The sequence below is a fragment of the Kitasatospora sp. NEAU-69 genome, assembly GCF_057158765.1.
On sequence record NZ_JBWXUE010000011.1, the window covers coordinates 25,782 to 51,289 of the forward strand.

Sequence of the window (25,508 nt, forward strand, 5' to 3'; positions counted from 1 at the left end):
CCGGGGGGCCCACTGACGGACGCTCAGGAACTGGCCTCGGCGCCGCTTGGAACGGACCTGGTCAGGACAGCTTCCGGCTGATCCGCAACGCCGCAGCACCGCTCGCGAGCAGCGCGAGGGCGGCTGCGACCAGCGTCGGGGTCTCCGATCCCGTCTGAGCCAACTCGTGGCCGTGCGGGCGGGACGCCTGGTACGAGCTGCCGTGCTCGTGGTGCTCGAACTTCGACGGGTACCCCTTCGCGTGCCCCGTGTGCGGCGCCACCTCCTCCTCGGCGACCTTGACCACGTTCACGTTGTGCGCTTCGTTCTTGCTCTGCAGCACCTGGTTGTTGAACTGGCTGTTCAGCAGGGTCAGCGCGAGATAGACATTCGTGGACTGGGTGTTGCTGTTGGCGGCCGTGTTGTTGCCAGTGTTGCTGGTGGTGTTGGCGGCCGTGTTGTTACCGGTGTTGCTGGTGCTGTTGCTGGCGGTGTTGTTACCGCTGTTGTTGCTGCTGGCGGTGTTGCTACTGGTGTTGGTGCCAGTGTTTGTGCCCGTGTTGGTGCCGGTGTTGCTGTTGCTGCCGGTGTTGGCGCCGGTGTTGGCGCCGGTGTTGCTGTTGCTGCTGGTGTTGGCACCGGTGTTGCTGTCCGTCTGGGTGTCGGTCTGACCTTGGCTCTGCTGGCTGCCCTGGCTCTGACCCTGGCCTTGGCCCTGGTCCTGACCCTGGCCCTGACCCTGCCCCTGACCCTGACCGCCGTGATCGCCATGGTCACCGTGGTCGCCCTCATCAGGCTTCACACCGTGGTCACCGTGATCGCCGTGATCGCCGTGGTCACCGTGGTCACCGTGGTCACCCTCGCCGTGGTCGCCCTTGCCGTGATCACCGTGATCGCCGTGGTCGCCCTTGCCGTGATCACCGTGATCGCCGTGGTCGCCCTTGCCGTGATCACCGTGATCGCCGTGGTCGCCCTTGCCGTGATCACCGTGATCGCCGTGGTCGCCCTTGCCGTGATCGCCGTGATCGCCGTGGTCACCGTGGTCACCGTGGCCAGGCAGCGCCCCGTGGTCACCCAGGCCGGGCAGCCCGCCGTGGTCACCCAAGCCCGCCAGCCCGCCGTGGTCACCCAAGCCGGCCAGCCCGCCGTGGTCGCTCCCCGGCATGCCTGGGACCCAGCCCTCGCCGTGCTGACCACCGACGCCGACCGGCTCCCCCGGCTTCCAACCGCGGTCCGCGCCCTGCTCGGCCGGCTGCTGGGGGTCGCTCGCGTCCGCCGGGTCGGCAGCGGTGTTCACGTCCGGCGCCGTGGCCGCCGGGTCGCCGGCCTCCGCCGGGTCGGTACCGGCGTCCGCAGCCGGGGCGGCGGCGCCCGCATCCGGGGCGGCGGCGCCCGCATCCGGAGCCGTGGCCTCCTGGGCCCCCGCATCCGGGGCCGGCACGTCCGGCTGCGAAGCGACTGCGGACTCGCCGTCGCCCGAGTCGTCCCGCAGGACCAGGGGCAGGATCTTGGTGTGGCCGGCCGACTGCGCGTCCATGGCCGCCTGCATGACGCTGTCGATCCAGGCGCCCTGGGCGCCCTTGGTCTCGCTGGCCGCGCCGTGCTCCGGGACGGTTGCGGCCTCGGCAACGGTGCCGGTGCCCCAGACAAGGGCGACCGACGTAAGCCCGGACAGGGCCAGGCTGGTGATGCGTGTTCGCATGTCACTCCCAGTTGATCAGAAAACCTGATCAACGGTTTACGCCCGCCGGTGAGCACCTCGTGGCACGCAAAGCCGCAGGGTAGCCGTTTCGGGTGAATACACTGCTCCGATTCACCGCTGCGGTGTGAGCCGTGGGACGCCGGAGCTCGCAACCGCGCACCCTTCGGCGCGAGGGGCGCACGCACCCGGCGCACAGCTCTCGCGCGTGCCCCGGGCGCGTGCCACCCACGCGGTAGCGTGGGGCTCAATCCCCGTGCCTGATCAAGCTACTGACTGGGCATCACCTGTTCGGACCGTCCCGGCACCCCGCAGCCGTCCGCCGGCCCGGAGCTCCGGGACCAGGGAGGGAGCTCGCCCGTGACCGCACACCACATCACCCGCCGCAGCCGGCCCGACAACCCCGACGTGGTCGTGGTCGGCGCGGGTCTGGCCGGCCTGGCCGCCGCCCGGGCGCTGACCGCTGCCGGGCTGGACGTCCAGGTGCTGGAGGCGACCGAGCGGATCGGCGGCCGAATGGCCGGCCAGCAGCTCGACGGGTACCGGCTGGACCACGGTGGCCAGCTGCTGAACACCGGCTACCCCGAGCTGGTCCGCCGGCTCGACCTGGCCGGGCTCGACCTGCGGCCGCTCGCACCCGGCGTGCTCGTGCACAGCGGCGGCCGGCGCTACCGGGTCGGCGACCCGCAGCAGACCCCCGCCCGGCAGGCCACCGCGCGCTCGCCGCTCGGCAGTCCGCTGGAGAAGGCCAGGTTGGCCGCCACGCTGACCCGGCTGGCCGGCGCGCCGGTGCCCAGGCTGCTGGCCCGTCCGGAGACCACCGCGGCGCGCGCGCTCACCGAGCGCGGCCTGCCGCCGCGGGTGGTGGACGGGTTCCTGCGCCCGCTGCTGGCCGCGCTGCTCAGCGACCCGGCGCTGACCACCAGCAGCCGGGTGGCCGACCTGGTGCTGCGCGGCTACGCGCGCGGCCGGCTCGCGCTGCCCGCCGCCGGCACTGCGGCGGTGCCCGCCCAGCTGGCCGGCACGCTGCCGCCGGGCACGGTCCGCCTCGGCGTCCGGGTGACCGAGATCGGCGCGGACGGCGTGCGAACGGCGGAGCACGGCCGGATCGACGCCCGCGCGGTGGTGCTGGCGGCCGACGCCCGCTCGGCGGCCGAACTGCTGCCCGGCCTGCGGCTGCCGGAGTTCCACCCGGTGACCACGTACTACCACACCACCGGTGGCGCACCGCTCGGCGAGGCGATGCTGCTGCTGGACGCCGACCGCTCCCCCGGGCCGGTGCCGGTCTCGCACTCGCTGGTGCTCAGCCAGGTGCACGAGTCCTACGCGCCGGCCGGGCGCTCGCTGGTCGCCACCACGGTGCTGGGGCGGCGCGGCTTCGACGGCGGCGGGCCGGCCGGGCTGGAGCCCGTGGTCCGGGCCCGGCTCGCCGAGCTGTACGGGGTGTCGCCGCGCGAGTGGGATTTCCTGAGCGTGCGCCACCTGCCGGACGCGGTGCCGGCGATGCCGCCGCCGCACAACTTCCGGCGGCCGGTGCGGTTGCTGGCCGGCCTCTACGTCTGCGGCGACCACCGGGACACCAGCAGCGCCCAGGGCGCGCTGGTGTCCGGGCGCCGCGCGGCTCAGGCGGTGCTGCGTGACCTGGGCATGGGCCGGAACGAGGAACTCCGGGAGGACCGCGCGGCGGCGTGACCCGCGGAGCCGGTGGCGGTGGCGGTGATCTGCGTGACGGTGGCGCGGGCAGTGGCGGCGCGGGTGGTGCCTGCCGCTGCACGCGCCGCCGGTCCGGTGGCCCGGGCTCCGGGCCCGGGCTCCGGTCGGTCCTCGCAGCTCAGCGGGCCGGCCCGCTGTAGGACGGGCCGTTCGACAGCGGGCGGGGAACTGTTGGACGGACCGTTCGGAATCGGCAATGATCCCTCGGTGCTCATACCCAGACCCCGAGTCCCACACCGCCGCTCCCTCGCGGCCCTCGCCGCCGTGGCGGCCCTGGCCGGCTGCTCCGCCCACCCCGCCGGCACCGGCGCCCAGGAGGCCGCAGTGACGTCGGCAGGTGCCGCTGCCGCAGCAGGCTCCACGTCACCGGCCACGTCACCCAGTGCGTCGCCCACCGCGTCCGCGACGGCGACCTCCACACCGGGCAGCGCGGTGACCGCCGCACCGAACAGCGCCTCGCCCACCGCTCCGGCCGCCGCCGGTGCGCAGCTGCTGGCCAAGATCCTGCCGATGCCGTCCGACGCGAAGGCCTGGGTCAAGAACCCGACCGGAGTCATGGACCTCGACGGTTTCGTCCAGAACTTCTACGTCCAAGGCGCTCAGCAGCACGAGTCCGGCTTGGCGAAGCAGCGCGGCTTCGTCACCTCGGCACGCCGGGGCTGGATCAACGCGGACGGGAGCCAGAACGATGTCTGGCTCGTCCAGTTCGACTCCGCGAACGGCGCCCAGAGCATGTATCTGGGCCTGACCGACACCTGGAAGGACGACGCGTCGAGCGGGACAGAGTTCACCGACGACGCGGCCCACGGCATGGGAGAGATCGGGACGAAGCTCGACTCGATAGGCGACATCACGGTCAAGGACGTCACCGTGCACGGCGATGTCCTCGTCCAGGTCATCCACTTCACCGCCGCCAAGGGCGACCAGGCGGCCACCGAGGCACTGCTCCACCAGCAGGTCAGCGCGCTCGACTGACCTGCCCGCACCCCGCCACACCTACCCTCCCGTCAGATCACCCCCGCCTGCCGTGCCGCCTCCTCGAACGCGCGGGCCACCGGGCTGCCGCGGTACGGGGCGAGCCGACGGTGGAAGTCCCGCAGGTACTCCACCGTGCGGGCGGAGCGCATCTCACCGGCCGCGCGCAGCGCCTCGGTCGCCAGGCCGCACGCCTCTTCCAGGTCGCCCAGGCCGAGCCGGGCGGTGGCCAGCACCATGCGGCAGAAGACCCGGCTGCGCGCGTAGGCGGCGGTGCGCAGCCGCAGCGCCTTCTCCGCGTGCTGCGCGGCCGGCCGCCACTGCTGGAGGTCGCGGTAGCAGTGCGCGAACTCGTCGGCCAGCTGGGCATCGTCGAAGTACCGCGCCCAGGAGGGCAGTTCGTCGCCACCACGGGAGACGCCGAGGGCCCGCTCAGCGCGGACCAGGGCGGCGGTGCAGGAGCGGACGTCACCGAGCAGCCCGTGCCCGCGGGCCTCGGCGGCGTGCATCAGCGCCTGCACGGTGGCCGGCGCCGCCGTCCCGACGCCCTGCTGCGCGACCCGGGCCAGCTGGACCGCCTCGCGGCCGTGGCCGAGGTGCACGGCCTGCTGGCTCATGGTGATCAGGATGTAGCCGCCGAGCACCCGGTCGCCGGCCGCCTGGGAGAGCCGCAGCGCCTGGACGAAGTAGCGCTGGGCCAGGCCGTGCGCGGCGATGTCGAACGAGGTCCAGCCGGCCAGCCTGGTCAGGTCGGCAACCGCGCCGAACAGCGCCCGGCCGATCTGCTCGCCGTAGCGGCCGCGCAGCATCGGCTCGGCCTCGCTCTCCAGGTAGCGGACCAGCGCCTGGCGGGCGTGGCCGCCGCCGTAGGCGTTGTCCAGCGCCCGGAACAGGTCGCCGACGGCGCGGACGGCGGCGATGTCGCCGCGCCCGACCCGCAGGCCGGCCCGCGGCGGGCGGGCCGCCGACTCCGGCGAGGGCTGCTGGGACGGGATCTGCGGCGCGGGCTGCTGCGTGCCGGGCGCCGGGGCCTGGCCGGGCAGCGGGACGCTGCGGGTGCCGGAGACCAGCGGCCGTCTGCCCTGCGAGGGCACCCGCCCGGCCGCACCGGCGGTGCCGACCGGGCCGGAGGCGCCGGCCGGGCCGGAGGCGCCGGCCGGGCCGGAGGCGCCGACCGCACCGGTCCGGGGGCCGGCCGGGGCGCCGCCGCGCGGTGCGTCGCCCTGGTCGGCCGTCAGGTCCAGCCGGGCCAGCGGGCCGTCCGGGCCGGCCACGAAGATGCCGGCCGAGCCGTCCCGGGCGACCTGCTCGTCGCTGCGGCCGATCAGCCAGTCCCGGCTGGGTACCACCAGGCCGGCCGGGGTGAAGGCGATCCGGCGCAGCTCGGACTGCGGGCCGGTGTCCTTGCGCCACATGCTGGCGACGATGTCCACCGCCTCCTGCGGGGTCTCGGCGAACTCCAGGCCCGCGTAGACCGGGGCACAGGCGTCCAGGCCGATGTCCTGGGCGGAGAGCCGGCGGCCGAGCCGGCGGGTGAAGACCTCCGCGATCAGCGCGGGCGTCGCGCCGCGCGGCTGCTGGCCGCGCAGCCAGCGGGTCACCGAGGTCTTGTCGTAGCGCAGGTCGAGACCGTGTTCCAGGCCGAGCTGGTCGACCCGGCGGGCGAGTCCGGCGTGCGAGAAGCCGGCCTCCTCGATCAGCGCGGCGAGCAGCGGGTTCTGGTTGCGGCCGGTGTCGACTCGGGTGCCGGGCTCGTCGTCCGGCCCGGCCGGGCTGCCCAACGGGGCGTCATGATGGGAGGCAGTCAGCGCATTGTCCAGGTGTGCGGTGTCCAGCTGCGGAGCCGTCAGATGCGGTGCGGGCAGGTGCGGCGCGGGCAGGTGCGGGACGGTCAGCTGCGGTGCGGTCAGGTGCGGGGCGGTCAGCGGGCCGTCCGGAAGGGTGCGGTCCTGGCGCGGGCCGGGCACGGAGGCGTCCGGCACGGCCTGTCCGGCCCGCAGGTCGTGGGAGTCCAGCGGGTCGTCGAGCGGTCCGTAGGCCGGGATGTCGGTTGCAGGCCGTTGGGGCATGGTCAGTCACACCTCTCGGACGCCGCAGTCCGGCCCCCCGGTGCCCTGTGCGACGCCCCTGTCGGGAATCGGCGTGAATGTAGCGAGCATTCGGGCGCTATGGGCGGATCTGGGCGATCAATCCTCCGAACGGGTGACGCACGGGCGCCCAATCTGTTGAAGACGGGGCGCTCGGGGTTTGGCCTGCGCGCTGGTCCAGCGCCGCCGAGTGCTGTGTCCGCGAGCACTACTGACGAGCGGTCGGCTGTGGTGGCCAGAACCATACGCGGGCTCTGCCCACGGCCCGACGGATCTGACAGCATGTCGGGCACCATGGACTCCCTCGTGACGCAAGCGCAGCGCCGGCTGCTCGAACTACTGGCCCAGGGCGCCGGCCCCGGCTCGACGGGCACGGACTTCGATGTCGTGCTCACCGAGGCCCGCACGGGCGGCGCGACGCCCGCCGCGCTGGCCGAGATCGAGGAGGCCGGCCGGCTCGCGCTGCAGGTCCACGGGCTGCTGGGCCAGCACCGGCGCCGGGCCGCGGCGCTGATCGCGCTCTCCGACACGGCCGTGGACCTGGCCGCCTCCCGCGACCTGGACACCGTGCTGCAGGCGATCGTCCGGCGGGCCCGCAGCCTGCTCGGCACCGACACCGCCTACCTGACGCTGCCGGACCCGGCCGCCGGGGACACGTACATGCGGGTCACCGACGGGTCGGTCTCGCCGCTCTTCCAGAACCTGCGGCTGAGCCTCGGCGACGGCCTCGGCGGCCTGGTCGCCCAGGCCGCGCGACCGTACGCGAGCCCCGACTACCGCACCGACGAGCGGTTCCGGCACACCGGCCGGATCGACGCGGGCGTGCTGGAGGAGGGCCTGGTCGCGATCCTCGGCGTGCCGCTGCTGCTAGGGCCTGGCCGGGCGATCTTGCCGGGCGCGCGGCGCCGGGCATCCCGCCTGGACGCACCGGCGAATCATCCAAGTACGGCCCAGTACGAGGACGATCCGCCGGCACGCCCAGCCGGGCGCCCAACACCGCACGCTGATCCGACAAGATCGCCCGGACAGGCCCTGGGCAACGGCGTGATCGGGGTGCTCTTCGCCGCCGACCGGTCACCGCGCGCCTTCTCCCCCGACGAGACCGCGCTGCTCTGCTCGCTCGCCGCGCACGCCGCGATCGCCATCGACACCGCCAACGCACTCGCCGAGACCCGGGCCGCGCTCGCCGAGCTGAACGAGGCCAACCAGGCGATCCGGGCGCACGCCGCCGCCGTGCAGCGGGCCGAGCAGGCCCACGACCGGCTCACCGACCTGGTGCTGCGCGGGGCCGAGGTGGCCGATCTGGCCGGTCAGCTGGCCGTGCTGCTGGGCGGCGAGGTCACCGTGCACGACGTCGAGGGCCAGCCGCTGACCGGGCGCCCGAGCGGGCCGCGCCGGCTCGCCGAGGCGGTGGAGCGCTCCCGCGCCGAGGCGCGCGCGGTGCGCTGTGGCGACGGCTGGGCCTGCGCGGTGCAGGCCGGGCCGGAGCCGCTGGGCAGCCTGCTGCTGCGCGGGCGCACCGAGCTGGCCGATCCGGACCGCCGGCTCTTCGAGCGGGCCGGGGTGGTGACCGCGCTGCTCCTGCTGCTGCGCCGGTCCGGCGCCGAGGCGGAGAACCGGGTCCGCGGCGAGCTGCTCAGCGATCTGCTGACCGCCCCCGAGCGCGATCCGGCCGGGCTGCTGGCCCGCGGCCGGCGGCTCGGTATCGACCTGACCCGGCGGCACCTGGTGCTGGTCGCCGAGGCCTCTGCGGACGGCCGGGCCCGGCTGGCCGGCGCGGCCGCGCAGTACCTGTTCGGGCAGCGCGGCCCGGCCGGCGCCCGGGGCGTCAGCTCGGCGCACGGCGAGTCCGTGGTGCTGCTGCTGCCCGAGGACGCCTCGGCCGGGCCCGAGCAGGCCGAGGCGGCCGCGCGGGCCGCCGCCGAGCGGCTCGCCCGGCTGGCCGGGCAGCCCGTGACGGTCGGCGTCGGCCGCGCCGCGACCGGACCGGTGGCCCTGGCCGCCGCCTACCGCGAGGGGCTGCGCTGCGTGCGCGCGCTGCGGGTGCTCGGCCGCGCCGGTGACGGTGCGAGCGCCGACGCGCTCGGCTTCCTCGGCGTGCTGCTGGGCGACGGGCACGACGTCGGCGGCTTCGTCGGGCGCACGCTCGGGCCGCTGCTGGCGTACGACGAGCAGCGCGGCACCGAGCTGGTCCGCACGCTGCGGGCGTACTTCGACTGCGGGGCCAGCATGGCCCGGGCCAAGGACGAGCTGCACGTGCACGTGAACACCGTGGTGCAGCGGCTGGACCGGGTGTCGGTGCTGCTCGGGCCGGACTGGAACAGCCCGGAGCGGGCGCTGGAGCTCCAGCTGGCCCTGCGACTCCAGCTGCTCGGACCGGGCGACTGAGGCACGCCCTCGCGGAGCCTGTTCGCGGACGGCTTCTCGGACAGCTGAGCGAGCGGGCGTACAGTGGCGAGGTTGGTCGCGTCCCCCGAACGGCCGCGAACACCTGGCGAGGAGCAAGCGGTGAGCGAGAACGTACGGTTCGTCCGGATGGGCATCGGTGAGGGCGCCGTGCCGTACCAGGAAGCCTGGGACGAGCAGCAGCGCCTGCACGCGCTGCGGATCGCCGACGAGATCCCGGACACCGTTCTGCTGCTGGAGCACCAGCCCGTCTTCACCGCCGGCAAGCGCACCAAGCCGGAGGACCTGCCGCTCGACGACACCCCCGTGGTGCAGGTCAACCGCGGTGGCGAGGGCACCTGGCACGGCCCCGGCCAGCTGGTCGGCTACCCGATCGTCAAGCTGCCCGAGCCGATGGACGTGGTCGCGTACGTCCGCCGCCTCGAGGAGGCACTGATCCGGGCCTGCTCCGACTTCGGCGTGGCGAGCACCCGGGTCGAGGGCCGCAGCGGCGTCTGGGTGCTCGGCGCCGACCTGCCGGACGCCCGGGTGGACCCGGCCCAGGTGATCGACATCGGCAAGCTGACGCTGCGGATGGGCCTGCCGCTGGGCATCGACCCGCGGCTGGCCGGCCCCGAGTACGCGCCGTCCAACGCGGGCCAGCGCGGCGACGACCGCAAGCTCGCCGCGATCGGCGTCCGGGTCGCGCGGGGCGTGACGATGCACGGCTTCGCGCTCAACTGCAATCCGGACATGACCTGGTTCGACCGGATCATCCCGTGCGGGATCCGGGACGCCGGGGTCGGCTCGCTCTCCACCGAGCTGGGCCGCGACGTGCCGGTCGCCGAGGCGATCCCGACCGTCGAGAAGCGCCTCGCCGAGGTGCTGGCCGAGCTGCCGGAGCCGGCCGCACACCGCTGACCCGTCCCGGCCCCGGCGCTGCGGTCATCCGACCCGGCGGACGGGAATCATGCCGCGCCCGTCCGGGTTGCCCTGCGAATGCGGGGTGCAGGCCCGGCACAGACCACACAAGCACAGGCGTACCCTGGGGGTACCCCGTCTAGTTCTAGGAGCCGCACGTGTCCGCTGTCGCACCCGACGGCAGGAAGCTTCTCCGCCTTGAGGTCCGCAACAGCGAGACCCCGATCGAGCGGAAGCCGGAGTGGATCAAGACCCGGGCGAAGATGGGCCCGGAGTACAACGCCCTCCACTCGCTCGTGAAGAAGGAGGGGCTGCACACGGTCTGCCAGGAGGCCGGCTGCCCCAACATCTTCGAGTGCTGGGAGGACCGCGAGGCGACCTTCCTCATCGGCGGTGACCAGTGCACCCGCCGCTGCGACTTCTGCCAGATCGACACCGGCAAGCCCGCCGACTTCGACCGTGACGAGCCGCGCCGGGTCGCCGAGTCCATCGTCACGATGGACCTGAACTACGCGACCATCACCGGCGTCGCCCGCGACGACCTGGAGGACGGCGGCGCCTGGCTGTACGCCGAGACGGTCCGCCAGGTGCACGCGCTGACCGCCGGCCGCGAGGCCGGCCGGACCGGCGTCGAGCTGCTGATCCCCGACTTCAACGCGGTGCCCGAGCAGCTGGCCGAGGTCTTCTCGTCCCGTCCCGAGGTGCTCGCGCACAACGTCGAGACGGTGCCGCGGATCTTCAAGCGGATCCGCCCGGCGTTCCGCTACGAGCGCTCGCTGGACGTCATCACGCAGGCCCGCGCGGCCGGCCTGGTGACCAAGTCCAACCTGATCCTGGGCATGGGCGAGACCCGCGAGGAGGTCAGCCAGGCGCTGGCCGACCTGGTCGGCGCCGGCTGCGAGCTGATCACCATCACGCAGTACCTGCGGCCCTCGCTGCGGCACCACCCGGTCGAGCGCTGGGTCAAGCCGCACGAGTTCGTCGAGCTCCAGGAGGAGGCCGAGGAGCTCGGCTTCGCCGGTGTGATGTCCGGCCCGCTGGTGCGGTCCTCCTACCGCGCCGGGCGGCTCTACCGGCAGGCGCTGGAGCACCGCGAGCGGACCGCCGCAGTCTGATCCGCGCCCCGGCACCCGGGCATCCGCGGGGCACGTAGGACGCGGGGCACGTAGGACAGGTGGTGCGTTGTGGGGCCCGGAGCGACTCCGGGCCCCACACGCTTTCACCAGGGGTTGACCAGCCGGTCACGGGGGCTTAACAGCCGTGGCGGAGACTGGGCGCAGGGGTTTTCGGACCGGGCCGGCGGCTGCCGGACCCGGTCGGGTGAGGGGAGCGGCGGACGTGCGGAGCACCATCGGAACGGCGATAAGGCTCGCGGAGGCCGTCCTGCTCGCGGGCGGGCGCAAGCAGGCCCGGCTGAACGCGTGGACCTCGGTCTGCGAGAACCGCCGCCACGCCGCGGACCGCGAGGCGGCGCAGGAGCAGCTGCTGACCGCCGGAGCGGGCCGCTGACCGTAACGATTTCGCGCGTGGTTTCGCCCGAACCGGGACCGGGCTTCGATATCCGATGTCCCTGACACGTACCATGACCATCATGGCGAGGGAAACATCCGAGACACCTGGGCGACTCAAGCAGATCCGCCAGGCGTACATCATGACCAAGCAGATCGATACCAAAATCGGTCTGATCATCGGCGGCGTCGGCCTCCTGACCTTCGGCGTGTTCCTCGCCATCGGCTTCGCGATCGACCACCCGATCTACCTGGGCATCCTGGGCTTCATCGTGGCCTTCCTGGCCGCGGCGATCGTCTTCGGCCGTCGGGCCGAGCGGGCCGCGTTCGGGCAGATGGAGGGCCAGCCGGGCGCCGCCGCGGCGGTGCTGAACAACATCAAGCGCGGCTGGAGCGCCAACCCGACCCCGGTCGCGGTCACCCGCAACCAGGACGCGGTCTACCGCGCGGTCGGCCGGGCCGGCATCGCGCTGATCGGTGAGGGCAACCCGAACCGGGTCCGCCCGCTGCTCGCCGCCGAGAAGAAGAAGATGTCGCGCGTGGTCGGCGACGTGCCGGTGCACGACATCGTGGTCGGCGACGGCGAGGGTGAGGTGCCGCTGAAGAAGCTGCAGATCCACCTGATGCGTCTACCGCGTGCGATCACGCCCGCGCAGGTCACCGAGACCAACGACCGGCTCCGCGCGCTCGGCGACCTGCTCTCCAAGGCACCGATCCCCAAGGGCCCGATGCCCAAGGGTGCCCGGATGCCCAAGGGCGGCCAGGGGCGCTGAGCCCCGCGCGACCGGCAGCACCCGGCCGCACCCAGCAAGAAGGCCCCGCCTCGGCGGGGCCTTTTCCGTATCCGCATTCTCCCGGTCAATGTCCGCCCGGATCAGATCCGGAGCTCGACTCCGATCCGGGCTTCGACTCAGATCCGGACCTCGACCGTCCCGACCGCCTTGTCGTGCAGCCCCCGGCTGTCCCGGTCCCAGACCGCCGCCGGCACCACCATGCAGAGCAGCAGCGTGCGCAGCAGCACCTGCGGAATGGTCGCCCGCGAGCCGTCCAGCCGGAGCAGCCGGATCCCGAAGAGCCGCTTCCCGAAGGTCGTCCCGGTGGTCGACAACAGGATCGCGGCCATCGCGAAGTAGACCGGCATGCTGAGCAGGTTGGCCTTCTGCAGGTTGCCGTGCGCCAGCGTGCCGTACGCGACCAGGCTGGCGAGCCAGCCGTCCACGAAGAGCGCGCAAAGCCGGCGGCCCGGGCCGGCCATCGAGCCGGGGCCGGTCTGCGGGCGGCCGAGCCGCTCACCGCGGTAGCCGAAGTCGGCGCCCATCCGCTCGGCGGCGGCCTTCGGGCCCTCGATCCACGATCCCAGTGCTTCTCTGCTGTCCACGCGTCCACAGTATCCGGGCAGACCGGGCGGATCTTCGTCGGCACCCCTTCAGCAGCGTTCGTCCGCCGCCGTTCCACCTGAGAGTGAATCCGCGTCCGGCTGCTCGGACGAGTGGTCCAGACCACCACAGGAGCCTCACCCGCCTCCCGGTGCGCTTTGCCCGTTCTCGGGTAGCTTTGCCGCCCATTCGGGCCTTGCTGGTTAACATGGGTGAAACGATCGGGTCACAGACAGGAAACGGCCGATTCCTATGGTGAGCCGCACCATAGGCCGGTTGGGACGACTGGCTCGGTGCACGTCTGATCCCGGCCGCCGCGCGGTCGGGCAGAGGAGGATTGATGTTCCAGAACGCCGAAGAGGTCAAGGCGTACATCGCCGAGAACGACATCAAGTTCGTGGATGTGCGATTCTGCGACCTGCCGGGCGTCATGCAGCACTTCGCGGTCCCGGCGGCCACCTTCGACCCCGCCGAGACCCTGATGTTCGACGGCTCCTCGATCCGCGGCTTCCAGGCCATCCACGAGTCGGACATGGCACTCGTCCCCGACCTGGCCACCGCCCGCCTGGACCCGTTCCGGACGGAGAAGCACCTCAACATCAACTTCTTCATCCAGGACCCGATCACGGGCGAGGCCTACAGCCGCGACCCGCGCAACGTCGCCAAGAAGGCCGAGGCCTACCTGGCCTCCTCCGGCATCGCCGACACCGCCTTCTTCGGCCCGGAGGCCGAGTTCTACGTCTTCGACGAGGCCCGGTTCCAGACCAGCGCGAACGCCTCGTACTACCACATCGACTCCGAGGCCGGCGCCTGGAACTCGGGCCGGGTGGAGGAGGGCGGCAACCGCGGCTACAAGGTCAAGTACAAGGGCGGCTACTTCCCGATCCCGCCGGTCGACCACTTCGCCGACCTGCGCGCCGAGATGTCCCTGGAGCTGGCCAACTCCGGCCTGGAGGTGGAGCGCCAGCACCACGAGGTCGGCACCGCCGGCCAGGCCGAGATCAACTACAAGTTCAACACGCTGCTGCACGCCGCCGACGACCTGATGCTGTTCAAGTACATCATCAAGAACGTCGCCTGGCGCAACGGCAAGACCGCCACCTTCATGCCGAAGCCGATCTTCGGCGACAACGGCTCGGGCATGCACGTCCACCAGTCCCTCTGGGCCGAGGGCGCCCCGCTCTTCTACGACGAGCAGGGCTACGCGGGCCTGTCCGACACCGCCCGGTACTACATCGGCGGCCTGCTCCGGCACGCCCCCTCGCTGCTCGCCTTCACCAACCCGTCGGTGAACTCCTACCACCGCCTGGTCCCCGGCTTCGAGGCCCCGGTCAACCTGGTGTACTCCCAGCGCAACCGCTCCGCCGCGATCCGGATCCCGATCACCGGATCCAACGCCAAGGCCAAGCGCATCGAGTTCCGGGCTCCCGACCCGTCCTCCAACCCCTACCTCGCGTTCTCCGCGATGCTGATGGCGGGCCTGGACGGCATCAAGAACAAGATCGAGCCGCTCCAGCCCGTCGACAAGGACCTCTACGAGCTCGCCCCCGACGAGCACGCAGGCGTCCCCCAGGTCCCCGCCTCCCTCCCCGCCGTCCTGGAGGCCCTGGAGGAGGACCACGAGTACCTGCTGGCCGGCGGCGTCTTCACGCCCGACCTGATCGAGACCTGGATCGACTACAAGCGCACCAACGAGATCGCCCCGATCGCCCTGCGGCCGCACCCGCACGAGTTCGAGCTCTACTTCGACCTGTAGAGGCACCTCTGACCTGCGGAAACGCAGATCGACACCTCTACGTCTCTGCAGGTCAGCACCTCACTGACCTGCAGAGACGGATTCGGGTGACAGGCGTCAGGCCCGCAACGTCGCCGCGATGTGCACCGAGTGTGCACGCAAGCCGAACTTGCGGCTGGTCCTGCCCCCCTCTTGCCTGGCAGGCCGCTGCCCTCGGCACGCACAAGATGATGGTCACACGGAGTATTCGCTCTGGCTGACGCTGACCTCGCCGAAGCCAAGCCCCGGACGGCAGTGCGTTGGTTTGGCGAAATGCGTCGAATCCGCAGGCCGGCTCCTCGGTCTGAGCTTCCGTCAGCATCGCCGCCGCTGCGAACTTGGACAGCCGCTGGCTTTCTCACCCACCTCGTCGGAGTCGCATCGAGGCCTACTCCGCCTCCTGGATCGAGGCCTCCAGCCCCGCGCACGCCGAGATCCTCGACTTGTAGGCCGTCAACCCGCCCCACCGCACCCGCGAGCGGATTTGGGACTGACCTGCGCCGAGCGTGCGGGTTGCCCCGCCCGACCGGGCGGGGCGCAACTGAGTTATCGGGAGCCCATCCGACCGGGCCACGTGTTCTTGTCTGCGCCGGATCGGATCGAGCGGGCTATGCCACCACGCGCCCGTCGGGCGGACAGGCACGTGCTCGCCGAAGCGCACCTTGAGGACACGAATGGGCGCAGCGGGCTGCGAAGCACGTGGCGGGCGCGGCCCAAACGGTGGCGCGGACATCTCGATCACTACGTCCAACAGCGCGGCAAGGCTTATGCCATCGAGTCTGAAGCTCAGCCACAACCGCCGCTACTACCTTACGCAAGTACCCGAGCTGGCGTGGTGCCCGATGCCAGCCTCCCAGTTCCCGCTGCTTCGGGCGGTAGGCCAACTCCGCGCAGGCCCCCTGGCATCGAAGCAACCAGCTCAACTGGTGAACCCCAGCGCCGACCTGCCGCCGGAAACATGCCCAGCGACGCCCCGACCGCGGAGCCCTCGGAGAATACGGCTGACAGGAGCTTCAGCACCTGTTCGGGACCTGCAGCAACCGCAGATTCGCAACGGAAGCGTAGAGATAGTTGCGATCTTCGCGGGTGGTTGCCATCCTTGCACTAGGGGAGACGATGCCTGGCGGGAGGCACATATGGAGCACGGACTGACTGGCATGGGGGCGTTGGGTCTACTGACGCCCACCGGGCCGGTTACTGCCACTGATGTCGAAGTCGGGCAGCGAGTCAAGCTAGCCCGTCGGCGGCAGGCACTGACCGGCGAAGGACTGGGCAGCCTCGTAGGACTCGCCAAGGACCAGGTCTCGAAGATCGAGACGGGCAGTCGGAAGGTGCACGTTCGAGAACTGCCGAAATTGGCCGAAGCACTGGGCGTCACTGTCGCCTATCTGCTGGGTCAGGCATGCCGTCCCACCGTGGCGATGGCACACCGGTTGGCCAGCAACGCCGGTCGCGATGAGGACAGCAGCGCGAAGCGGCGCGCCCTGGAACTGCTGGAAGTCGAGGACATCCTGGCCCAGCGGGCGGAGTCAATGCCCGCGACGGGCAGCCCCCTCGGAAGGGATGTGCTGGCGTTCGCGCGGAATGAGATGCGCGAGCAGCCGCGCAACCGGGCTGAGGCGCAACGCCAGGGCAAGAAGCTTGCCGAGTACACGCGCAAAGCGCTAGGACTCGGATCACACGAGCTGGGCGACCTGCCCGGCCTTATCGAGCGCCATTTCGGCGTCGACGTGGCACTGTCACCATTGGGGACCGACGTGGATGGCTTGTGCGTCCACGGGGACAGCGTGGCATTGATCCTGGCTAGCACCGACTTCTCCCAAGGGCACGTCCGCTTCACTCTTGCGCATGAACTCGGGCACCACCTCTTCGGCGACCCCAGGGACGTCATCGACGAGAGCGCGCAGGACATGTTCGCCGACAACCAGCAGGAGCGGCGCGTCAATGCCTTCGCCGGACACCTGCTGATGCCGGAGAACGGAATTCGGGAGACTCTGGGATGGCTCAGTGCAGGCCGTGTCACCGAACGCAGCCTGGTTGCGCTGATGGAGCAGTTCGGCGTCTCCTTGAGTGCCCTGGTTTATCAGCTGTGTCCTATGCATCTGATCACGTTCGAGCAAGGCCAGGAACTCCGCAATCTGCATGTTGGCAACCTTGTCGGCCGGCATACCTCCGTCGCCCCCACTGGGGCCGGCATCACTCCGCTGCACACCGTTAGGGCACCTGAACGGCTCCTGGCCACCGCAGCGGAAGCCGCCCGCAAGGAGCGGGTAGGCCTCGGCGTAATCGCTACGCTGCTCCAACGCGAAGACGACGATGCGCTGTGGGACGCGGTGATGGAGCCCGATTCCGAGGTGTTCGCCTGAGCGGGAACGGCGCGGTGTCCAGCCCCGTGCCGACCAAGCCCCAGCTGTGGTTCATCGACACGTCCTCTCTGCTGACCCTTGCAGCCGACGACTCGCTGCGGGAATCTGTCCAACAGGAGATCGGCCAGCACCACCGCGTCCTGCTCGATGTCGTCATCGACGAGTTGAAACGCCTGGCCAGCCAGGGCCGTCCGGGCGAGAACGCTCTGGCTACCCTTGCCCTAGACCAACTCACCTGGCTGGGCGAGCCGGTGAACACCAACGCCCTCAAAATCGATGCGGTGCGGGTCTTGGAGATCCAGAACATCATGCGCAGCGGACGCCCGCTGAAACATCAAGGAGAGCACTGGGCTGAGTCGGTGATCATGGCCATGGCCGAGCAACTGACGCACGCGGACCCACACCTGCTCTCGGAGGACTACAACGCGCGTGTCGAGTCGGTCTGTCACAACCTCACGCCTTTCAGCGTGCACAAGCTGCTCTCACACATGGTCCGCAGCAGCCGCCTCTCCGCCCAGGATGCGGAATCCTTCGCCAATGCCATCAAGGACGCCGGACGCGGAAACGACTACACCGCTGCCGAGTTCATATCGGGGAGGCTGAGCCGAGTCGGCCGGCCGTAATCCCCTCCGACAGGGCAAACATCCTCGATTACGTTGAACAGGCAGATCGGAGGAGCTACGGATAGCTTGCAGGACATCTCGCGGACGTGGCAGAGCTGTTACCCAGGGGTGAGAGACGACTCGATCAGCAGACGGTGCGCCGCTCCACGCGGCCACGATGGCGGTGAGGTATCGAGAGGCCCGACTGGGCGAAGGAGGCCGCCACTCCAGGCGTCGCTTGGGGCGGCACGCCCAGCAACGCCAAGTCGGCGTTCTCGGGCGACTCGGAGACTTCCCGCGTGGTCAGATGGATGATGGTCTCCATCGCAGAGGCCTCCGCCCGAAGCCTCCTGCCGCAAGGAGTTGGGGGCATAGCACTCGCCGTTGGCTCCGGCCCAGGCGGACAGCCGCTGCCAGGCCTCGGGCGGGGCCTGCGTGATGAGGTGGTCGATGCGCGGGCCGTGGACCTGTTGGGACTTGGAAACCACTACCACGTAGGCGAGTTGGGCGTCTTCGAGGAAGCAGAGGAAGTGGGAGTCCTGACCGTAGGCGGAGTCGGCAGTGGCCCAGGCGATGGGCAGGGGTGACACACGCAGTCCCTCATCCACGCCGCCGGGGCTCCACCCGCATGGAGCGCCCCCGATCCGCAGGAAGAGCTCCTTGAGCTCCTGGTCCCACACATCCGTCGGCAGATCATCGCTCACACCGTGGCTCTCTCCCCGGCAGGGCCACCCGTGGGTGGGACATCCACATCAAAACCATCCCACCTACGGCGCCCTCGACGCGGGCCGAGCACCGCCGCAGACGGCACCCTTGGCCAATGTCGTCGCTCACCCGGCACGTCCCGGCGCCTCGCTCACTGCTGTCAAGCCTCGACGCTAGAAGGGCCAAGGATTGGCGATCGAACCGTCGATCTCCAAGCCGTAGCAGCGCGCCTGCTCAGCCTCCTCCGATCTGCCCTCGTCCTCCCAGAACGCAGCGAGCAAAGCGACGCCACCGCCCGCATCGACAGCTGCCCGGTGCGTACGCTCGGCGCCGACTGCGCTCCGGTGCTGTTCCAGCATCGCCAGCCGCTCCAGCGCGTAGAGATCACCCCGCTCTGCCGCGCGCCGGTACAGATCCTCGGCCCGGCCCGGGTGTCGCTCCTCCAGGTACCGGGCCGCCACTGCCCACGTCTGCGGGTTTCGGGACTCTGCCAGCCGGTTCAGAACGGACTCCGCGTCGATCTTGTATTCAAAGTACAGGCCCATCAGTACGGCAACAGCGGCAAACGTCCCACCCGGCCACGGCCGCTTCGCCACACCAAGAACATCCCGGTCGGCCAACTCGACGACCGCCCAGGCCAGCCGTTCGGCCTCGGGCCGGTCACCGTCCCGGTCCCGTTCTATAGCCATCATGGCCAGTTCGAAGGCGTCGCCGCGATCCGAGAACGATCGAGCCAGGCGCTCGGCCTCGCCCCACTCATCAGCCCGACACTTGAGCGTCACCAACTCGCCCCTGGCGTCCAGATCGCCCGCCGACGCGCCCAGCCACAGGAGCCGTTCGTACTCCGCGAAGTCGCCGGCGGTCCGGCGTAGCTTAGCCAGTCGAAAGGGCGCCCCGGAATCTCCGAGCGCCACGGCCTCCATCAATGCTGCCTCCGCCTCCGGCCCCTCAGGCAGCACCATCGCCAGGGAGCTCAGTGCAGAAGCCTGCCCGGTCGTGGCTGCTTCCCGAACCAGGCGCTCGGTCTCGTCGGGGTCGCCGACTTCGCTTAGCGTCCAGGCCAGAGCCAGCATTGGCTCCGGGTCGCCGCTCCGGAGGACCGATCGCGCCAGGGTCTCGGCTTCATCTGTCAGGTCCCGATACGCCATCATCGTGACGATTGACTCCCAAGCTGGACGGTGCCCCCAGTCCGCCGCACGGCGGAAAAGTGCGGCGGCCAGGCGCAGTCGCCCCCTGTGCTCCGCTGAGCGGGCCAGTTCGTAGAGGTCCGCGGAGGTCGCCGCGTGGTGTTCAACGGCGTGCCAGAACGATGCTGGTGGGAAGCACTCGCGCCGGGCCGTCCGGGCATAGTGGTCGAGGTAGTCCGCCAGGCGGCACACTCCCGGCTGGGCACCCATGCCGTGGTCGTGGGCAACGTCGCCGAGCGCCGCCACGACCTCCTTGACCCTACTCCGGGCGAAGGCCAACGCGGTCTCAAACCAGTCCGCCGGAGCTGCGGCGCGCTGAGCGCTCGTCAGGTAGCCGGGCGTGGCTGCTTCCAGCAGCGCAAGCGGGAGCGGGGAGGTGTGGCCGAGTCGACGCGCGTCCATCGCGGCCGTGACAACAGCCCTGCCGTAGCAGTCCAGCACTCCGTCCGCCTGCTCGTACCACTGAACCAGGGCCGGGCCACCCGCCAAGGTCTGGGTGATGGAACTGTCCGGAGCGGTTCGCGCGGCAACGGCCAGCGACCCGTCGTCCGTCTCGTGCAGTCGATCCAGCGCCGAACTATCGAAGACCGCCGGGATGGTGATAACACGCGCAGACGTGAGCAGTGCCCTGGCCTGGGGATGGCGGTCCTGGGGACCGGTCGGGCGCTGGGTCAGTTCGTACCAGTGGCCCGGCCAGAGTGTGGCGATGACCACCAACAGCCCCGGCTGCTCCAGCCGCCGACGCAGTGCGGCGGCGGCGGACTCACCGCTGTGGCCGCTGAGCAGTTCCTGGGCCTCGTTGAGCCACAGCACGGTGCGCGGGCCGAGTGCGTTGGCGGTTAACAGCCGGCACAGGCTGTCAGCGTCCTTCGGATACGCCAGATCCCAGTCGGTGAGGCAGGTCGTGACCGCCTCGTACGCGGTGCGGGTCTTGCCGGTGCAGCTGTACCCGCTCAGCACAAGCAACATGGGGTTCTCTCCGGACGCCGCGCCCGTCAGCAAGTCCCGCAGCTCGTGGTCGTGGCGGCGGGCAATGTACGCCGGAAGCACGAAGCCCGTCTCGACTGTTCGCAACGGATCGGCGATCGCAGCGTGCACACCAAGCCACTCGGGCTGCCAGCTAGCCAGCGGACGCGGCAGATCGAGGGAGCCGACGATGCCGAGCTCTCCGTCCAAGTGCACCGGCTGTCGCGCGGTCCCACCGTTCTGCCCTCCGATCCGCTCGGCCGAGACGTCCCGATGGCGACGGCGCCAGTGGTCAAGGTCGAAGAGGTGCCGCTCGTCTGGCAGCGGCTCCACTCCCTGGCGCTTCGCCTCAGCACCGATCGCGCGCACCAGCCCGATCAGGCGCTCCGCGGACATCGGCAGGTTCCGTCCGAGGAGCCAGCTGCCGACCGTCGAAGGTGACTCGACACGGGCACTTCTCGCGAGCCGGCGCAGACCCGGCGCGGGCCTGAGCCTGCTGAGACGCCAGGCCCCCAGGGTCCGCAGGTCTGTTCGGAACCGCTCCTCAGCACTGCTCGGCACGCTGCCCCGCCTGTCCGATCCATCTCGCCCCGCCGTTGGACGGCCCCTCGACGTACGCCCAGTGACCTCCCACTCTCGGCTTCGACTGTACAAACAGAGAATCCGGATTCCGTACGGACCCGCCGGACAGCGAGAGTCCCGATCGACCAGTTCTCCACGAAGGGATCCTCTCGTGCCGTACACCCATGCCCTCCAATCCGGTGTGGCCACGCTCTCCTCTCCGGGCATCGTCGCCCTGGTCGTCTTCCTCCTGCTCTATCTGGGCGTTGTCCTGCCTGCGGTCTGGTCCCGCCGAAACCACCGTCGGAACGCGGCCGCGCGGGTCCTGGAGCTAATGCTCGGCCAGCTGCTTCTAGTGCTGCGTGTGCTGGCTGGTCTCATCCGGCGCTGACCGGGCCGGTCGCATGGAGCGCACCACTGCTGGCCCTCCGTAATGAGGTCCCACAATATGTACGCGCTGGAATAGGTTCAGAAACGCTGCGTAGCGCCATGCGACGACAGGCCGACGCAGACGTTCTCGTCGCCGCGCGATGCTTCCCAACGCCCCTCATCGCTTGAGGCGGCTGTATGTGCACCGATTGTGCACCGCCACCCCTGAGAGCTGTAAAGCTGCAGGTCAGAGGCATGTTCATGCTGTACTACGACCTATAGGATCCCCTCTTCCTGTCGCATCGTCCCAGAGATTCCACTGGCAGGCGGCTTTCTGCCCCCGTGGAATCTCTGGGCCACGATGCAGGAATGATGCCACCCAACCCATTGTTCACTCGATTGGACTAAAAGAACCGGCATACATTGCCCTGCCCCAGCGCGTCAGCCAAGCTCATTCGAGCAGAGGGCTATCGGGGTGAGGCGCAGGGAATTGCCAGACATCTTCGATTACATTCAGCACCACGTCAGAACCTCACGCGGCGCGGGACCGGTCTGCGTCCATGTGGAGAACATTCGGGACTGCGCCATCAAGCGGCATCCGGATTACTCCAAGTTTCGAGACTCGGCCGTCACCGCAGGGCGCCGTTCTTACTCAGGGTCTCGATGTCGCCTGTGGGAGTCCATGGTGGCCATGGGCCGCATCTACGACTCGGACGGCAACGACACCTGGCGAATGATCATTCTGGACTGTCTGTCGCCCATCCTCCGCTCGCAATCCTGGCGCATATCCCAGAAACTCGCCGCCGATCGGGCAGACATCCAGTCAGACATGGTGGAGGTCGCGCTCAAGGTCTGGCACAGCACGAAAACGGGTGTCCCGGCGCACCACGTCCGAGGGGCCATGGTGGAAGAAGCCGTCTCCACCGCCTATGAGCGAGTGAAAGTCGGCGGCCGCGAAACCGCTCGGCAGGACATCGGGATATTCGCTTCGCCGGGCAACTCGCCCCAGGCCGCCGCATTTCTGCCACCATCGATCGTCGGCACCCCTAGCCCCCAAGGCCCCCACGTCGCTGAAATCATCAGGGGCGAGCAGGTCGGAGCCATGCTTCAGGCCCTCGAGCACATCGGCCTCGCACGGGCCCACCATGCGGAAGTCCGCTCCGGAATCAAAGAGAGCACTGCCCCGCCCACCTCGAATCTGGCCCGCTCGGGCCTGCCCGGAGCGGACCTTTATTACAGGCTCTCCGATCTCCTTCCTCCGCACATCGGAATCCGGCAGGCTGCAGAAGTCCTGGGTGTCCCGGAGGCGACCGCACTCCGGATGGTCCGTGATGCATCGTTCCCTTGCCCCGTGACGCGAATGGGCCAGGCCTACAGGGTGCCGGTGAGGGCCTTCATGGCGGCCCTGGGGATCCTGGATCCCCTCCTCCACCCGGACGACGTCGAGAACGGAGCTGACCATGCCGCCGGCGCCCTCAGCGGGATCGACATCGCAGAAGTCCCCCAGGGGCTCGACTGCCCGGACTTCTGATCATTGGTCAGATGGTGAGGGAGACAGCGGAGATATCCGATGAGCGTGGGCCGTGCACCGCGTCCTGACCCGCTACCGCCTCGACCGCGCCACAAGTCGGCCCATCCGACGCTACGAGCACAGTGCACCAGGCGAGTTGGTCCATGTCGACATCAAGAAGCTCGGCAACATCCCCGACAGCGGCGGCCACAGGACCCTCAGCCGCCGGGCCGGGCTACAGCTACCCGCGCAACCTCGTGGACAACCACTCCCGCCTGGCCTACAGCGAGATCCTGCCCGACGAGCGCAAGGACACCGCCGCCGCGTTCTGGACCCGCGCGAACGCGTTCTTCACCCGAGCCGGGACCAGCGTCCGGCGGGTCATGACCGACCAGCGCCGATGCCGCCGGAGACCGTCAACAGGACCCCGTCGATCACTTGCCGCTGGTCGCACCAGCGACCAGCGCTACCCCCGGGCTGCGGCAGATGCGGCTCCAGCCGCGCCCGGCCGGTGCGGTCGCAGGACTCGGTGGCGCCGGCGGTGTGGAGCAGCTGGTGGTCAGATCCACCCGCGCCGGTGGAGGCGGTCGGAGGCGACGCGGTGTGCTTCGCGGATGGCCTCGACCTCGTCGTCGTTCAGGTCGCCGTGGGTGGAGTAGAAGGCGACCGGGCCGTGCATCTTGACGATCCGGCCGGTCGGCTCCGGCAGGTCGTCGGCGTCGTCGCCGACCGGGGGTTCGTAGCGGCTCGGGTCGCTCAGCTCGAAGAACATGCCGTTGGCGACCTTGTTCATGCGCTCTTCGTCGGCGCGGTCGTACGGCGCGAAGTAGAGCACGTTCAGCGGGCTGTACTGCGAGATCATCTCGGCGCCGCTCTCCCCCTCGGCTCCGCGCCCGCGGGTCACGGCGGCCCGCATCTCGCGCGGGGTGCGGTACTCGAAATCGAGCGAGCCGGCGGTGCTGACCACGGCGTAACGCCTCGGGATCTGGCTGTCGGGCATGCCACGACTTCCGTCTGTTGTATCGGCACTGACAGCGAGAAGCGTAGTCGGATGGTAACGGTAGGCGACAGTTATCGGATGATCAGCACTTCACCTCGGGCTGAGCGCCAGCAGGGCCAGGTCGTCCGTGGCGCGGCCGCCGTAGGTGCAGACGTCTTCGGCGAGGAAGCTGACGAGCTGGTCCGGGGTGATCGCGGCGCGGTTCTGGAAGCGGGTGGTGAGGCGGTCGGCGAGGGGGTAGAAGCGGCCGGTGCGGTCGCGGGCCTCGGTGACGCCGTCGGTGTGCAGCAGCAGGGTGTGGCCGGCGGCGAGGGGGACCGTGACGGTGGCGGCGGGGCCGGCGGGGCGCAGGTGGCCGAGGCCGAGGGGGAGGTCCTGCGGGAGGTGGACGGTCTGGACGGTGCCGCCGGCGAGCAGGACCGGGTCGAGGTGGCCGCGACTGAGCAGGCGCACCGAGTCGGCGCCCGGCCGGTGTTCCAGCAGGACGGCGGTGACGAAGAGCTCCTCGTCGCCGTGCTCGACCGCGCCGCGGCGGACCTGGCGGTCCAGCAGGTCGGCGAGTTCGGTGAGGTCGGCGATCTCGTGGGCGGTGGCGCGGAAGGCGCCGAGCAGGTCGGCGACGGTGCGGATGGCGTCCAGGCCCTTGCCGCGGACGTCGCCGAGCAGCACCCGGGTGCCGAACCGGGTGTCGCAGAGCTCGTAGAGGTCGCCGCCGATCGGGACGTCGGCCTGGGCGGCCTGGTAGTGGCCGGCCGTGCGCAGCTCGCCGACCTGCTCGGGCACGGGGTGCAGCACGGTGCGCTGCAGCGCCTCGCTCACGGTGCGGGCCCGGATCAGGTGGCGGGCCTGGCGGGTGCGCTGGCGGGACAGCGCGGTGCCGGCCAGCGCGGCGAGCAGCGTGGAGACGTAGACCCAGAGGTGGTGGTGCTCGAACACGTGGCCGGCCCGGGTGCCGAGCACGACTTGGAGCACCAGCGCGCCGACGCCGGAGACGGCGGTCGCCACCGGGCCGAAGCCGAAGGCGGTGAGCACCGGCAGTGTGGTGAGCAGGAACCCGGCGGCCGTGGTCTGCGGGGAGACGACCTCGACGACGAGGTCGGTGAGGATCAGCAGCGAGGGCAGCCAGCGCACCCAGTGCGGGGCGTCGCCGGCCGCGCCGTCGGCGGTGGCCGGCGCGGTGGTGGCCCGGCGGCCGGCCAGGACGTTGTGGATCAGCGCGACCGGGGTACGGCGCACCTCGGCGGGCGCGGACACAGCAGACCTCCTTCGGACCGACCGGGGACGTCTCCATGGTCGCGGACGGCGGCGGCTGCGAGTGGGGGTCTTCCGTCCCGGCCGTTCGGGACCTAAGTCCCGGTTGGGCGCGTGTCGGCGGCAAGCGCGTGAGGAGCGCTCGAACGGCAGTGTGGTCGGCGCGGCCGCCGGGGCTGCGTACGCTGGCCGCATGGAGATCTGGATCAATCCGCGGTGCGGCAAGTGCCGCAGCGCCCTCACCGAGCTGGACGCGGTCGGCGCCAAGTACACCGTGCGCCGCTACCTGGAGGACCCGCCCACGGTGCCCGAGCTGGTGGCCGTGCTCGACCGGCTCAGCCTGGAGCCGTGGGACATCACCCGACTGGACGAGGCCGTCGCCAAGGAGCTCGGGATGCGCGGCTGGGGCCGTGAGAGCACCGACCGCGACCGCTGGCTCGCCGCACTGGCGGAGCACCCGATCCTGATCCAGCGGCCGATCATCACCGCCGACGACGGCCACGCGGTGATCGCCCGCACGCCGGAGGTGCTGCGCTCGGTGCTGCCCGGCTGACAGACGGACGGCGTGACGGAC

20 protein-coding genes and 2 pseudogenes are annotated in these 25,508 nt (G+C 70.8%); 14 read left to right on the forward strand and 8 right to left on the reverse strand.

Features of this window, described 5'->3' with window-relative positions:
• Positions 1–61 precede the first annotated feature (61 nt).
• Positions 62–1,681 (reverse strand): hypothetical protein, encoded by a 1,620-nt coding sequence (locus AC060L_RS14765; RefSeq protein ID WP_483799177.1) that lies wholly within the window; start codon positions 1,679–1,681, stop codon positions 62–64.
• A gap of 357 nt (positions 1,682–2,038) precedes the next feature.
• Between AC060L_RS14765 and AC060L_RS14770 the strand changes: the two genes are divergently transcribed.
• On the forward strand, positions 2,039–3,370 hold the full coding sequence (locus AC060L_RS14770) for an NAD(P)/FAD-dependent oxidoreductase (RefSeq protein ID WP_483799178.1): 1,332 nt from the start codon (positions 2,039–2,041) through the stop codon (positions 3,368–3,370).
• Between the two features lie 228 nt (positions 3,371–3,598).
• Positions 3,599–4,366 (forward strand): hypothetical protein, encoded by a 768-nt coding sequence (locus AC060L_RS14775; RefSeq protein ID WP_483799179.1) that lies wholly within the window; start codon positions 3,599–3,601, stop codon positions 4,364–4,366.
• A gap of 32 nt (positions 4,367–4,398) precedes the next feature.
• Here the strand turns inward: AC060L_RS14775 and AC060L_RS14780 are convergent, their stop codons facing one another.
• A complete protein-coding gene (locus AC060L_RS14780) occupies positions 4,399–6,435 on the reverse strand; it encodes an NsdA family TPR-like regulatory protein (RefSeq protein WP_483799180.1) in 2,037 nt (678 codons plus the stop codon).
• Positions 6,436–6,747: 312 nt separating this feature from the next.
• Here AC060L_RS14780 and AC060L_RS14785 point away from each other — a divergent pair, with 312 nt between their 5' ends.
• The 5 genes from AC060L_RS14785 (at position 6,748) to AC060L_RS14805 (ending at position 12,040) form a co-directional block, all read left to right on the forward strand.
• A complete protein-coding gene (locus tag AC060L_RS14785; protein ID WP_483799336.1) occupies positions 6,748–8,841 on the forward strand; it encodes a helix-turn-helix domain-containing protein in 2,094 nt (697 codons plus the stop codon).
• Between the two features lie 147 nt (positions 8,842–8,988).
• Positions 8,989–9,759 (forward strand): lipoyl(octanoyl) transferase LipB, encoded by a 771-nt coding sequence (lipB, locus tag AC060L_RS14790; RefSeq protein WP_483799337.1) that lies wholly within the window; start codon positions 8,989–8,991, stop codon positions 9,757–9,759.
• A gap of 158 nt (positions 9,760–9,917) precedes the next feature.
• A complete protein-coding gene (gene lipA / locus AC060L_RS14795; protein ID WP_483799181.1) occupies positions 9,918–10,874 on the forward strand; it encodes a lipoyl synthase in 957 nt (318 codons plus the stop codon).
• A 223-nt stretch (positions 10,875–11,097) separates the two neighbouring features.
• Entirely contained in the window at positions 11,098–11,268 is a 171-nt protein-coding gene (locus AC060L_RS14800) for an SCO2195 family GlnR-regulated protein (protein ID WP_483799182.1), read from the forward strand.
• A gap of 82 nt (positions 11,269–11,350) precedes the next feature.
• Positions 11,351–12,040: a DUF4191 domain-containing protein gene (locus tag AC060L_RS14805; RefSeq protein ID WP_483799183.1), complete on the forward strand. Its 690-nt coding sequence runs from the start codon at positions 11,351–11,353 to the stop codon at positions 12,038–12,040.
• A gap of 137 nt (positions 12,041–12,177) precedes the next feature.
• On the opposite strand, the gene AC060L_RS14810 is transcribed toward AC060L_RS14805, so the two are convergent.
• Positions 12,178–12,645 (reverse strand): RDD family protein, encoded by a 468-nt coding sequence (locus AC060L_RS14810; RefSeq protein WP_483799184.1) that lies wholly within the window; start codon positions 12,643–12,645, stop codon positions 12,178–12,180.
• 338 nt (positions 12,646–12,983) lie between these two features.
• Between AC060L_RS14810 and glnA the strand changes: the two genes are divergently transcribed.
• From glnA to AC060L_RS14825, 3 genes are all read left to right on the forward strand, one after another.
• Positions 12,984–14,399: a type I glutamate--ammonia ligase gene (gene glnA / locus AC060L_RS14815; protein WP_483799185.1), complete on the forward strand. Its 1,416-nt coding sequence runs from the start codon at positions 12,984–12,986 to the stop codon at positions 14,397–14,399.
• Positions 14,400–15,553: 1,154 nt separating this feature from the next.
• Positions 15,554–16,783, forward strand: coding sequence for a helix-turn-helix domain-containing protein (locus tag AC060L_RS14820; protein ID WP_483799186.1), 1,230 nt, complete (start codon positions 15,554–15,556; stop codon positions 16,781–16,783).
• A gap of 14 nt (positions 16,784–16,797) precedes the next feature.
• Positions 16,798–17,406, forward strand: a complete 609-nt coding sequence (locus AC060L_RS14825) for a PIN domain-containing protein (RefSeq protein WP_483799187.1) — start codon at positions 16,798–16,800, stop codon at positions 17,404–17,406.
• A gap of 124 nt (positions 17,407–17,530) precedes the next feature.
• On the opposite strand, the gene AC060L_RS14830 is transcribed toward AC060L_RS14825, so the two are convergent.
• The 3 genes and pseudogenes from AC060L_RS14830 to AC060L_RS14840 form a co-directional block, all read right to left on the reverse strand.
• Positions 17,531–17,710 carry a hypothetical protein gene (locus AC060L_RS14830; RefSeq protein WP_483799345.1) on the reverse strand — a complete coding sequence of 60 codons (180 nt, stop codon included), beginning with the start codon at positions 17,708–17,710 and terminating at the stop codon, positions 17,531–17,533.
• Positions 17,711–17,765: 55 nt separating this feature from the next.
• A pseudogene (locus tag AC060L_RS14835) lies at positions 17,766–17,972 on the reverse strand (IS701 family transposase); the annotation flags it as partial.
• 291 nt (positions 17,973–18,263) lie between these two features.
• Positions 18,264–20,639 carry a hypothetical protein gene (locus AC060L_RS14840; protein WP_483799188.1) on the reverse strand — a complete coding sequence of 792 codons (2,376 nt, stop codon included), beginning with the start codon at positions 20,637–20,639 and terminating at the stop codon, positions 18,264–18,266.
• A gap of 337 nt (positions 20,640–20,976) precedes the next feature.
• On the opposite strand from AC060L_RS14840, the gene AC060L_RS14845 reads away from it, so the two are divergent.
• From AC060L_RS14845 to AC060L_RS14855, 3 genes and pseudogenes are all read left to right on the forward strand, one after another.
• On the forward strand, positions 20,977–21,195 hold the full coding sequence (locus AC060L_RS14845) for a hypothetical protein (RefSeq protein ID WP_483799189.1): 219 nt from the start codon (positions 20,977–20,979) through the stop codon (positions 21,193–21,195).
• A gap of 669 nt (positions 21,196–21,864) precedes the next feature.
• Positions 21,865–22,704: a hypothetical protein gene (locus AC060L_RS14850; protein WP_483799190.1), complete on the forward strand. Its 840-nt coding sequence runs from the start codon at positions 21,865–21,867 to the stop codon at positions 22,702–22,704.
• A 52-nt stretch (positions 22,705–22,756) separates the two neighbouring features.
• Positions 22,757–23,093 (forward strand): annotated as a pseudogene (locus AC060L_RS14855) (IS481 family transposase); the annotation flags it as partial.
• 149 nt (positions 23,094–23,242) lie between these two features.
• On the opposite strand, the gene AC060L_RS14860 reads toward AC060L_RS14855, so the two are convergent.
• On the reverse strand, positions 23,243–23,683 hold the full coding sequence (locus AC060L_RS14860) for a hypothetical protein (protein ID WP_483799191.1): 441 nt from the start codon (positions 23,681–23,683) through the stop codon (positions 23,243–23,245).
• A 90-nt stretch (positions 23,684–23,773) separates the two neighbouring features.
• The gene (locus tag AC060L_RS14865) at positions 23,774–24,937 is read right to left on the reverse strand and encodes a PP2C family protein-serine/threonine phosphatase (protein ID WP_483799192.1); all 1,164 of its coding nucleotides are present in this window, start codon (positions 24,935–24,937) and stop codon (positions 23,774–23,776) included.
• A 190-nt stretch (positions 24,938–25,127) separates the two neighbouring features.
• On the opposite strand from AC060L_RS14865, the gene AC060L_RS14870 reads away from it, so the two are divergent.
• Complete coding sequence (locus AC060L_RS14870) at positions 25,128–25,487, forward strand: ArsC/Spx/MgsR family protein (protein WP_483799193.1); 360 nt, start codon at positions 25,128–25,130, stop codon at positions 25,485–25,487.
• The last annotated feature ends 21 nt before the right edge of the window (positions 25,488–25,508 follow it).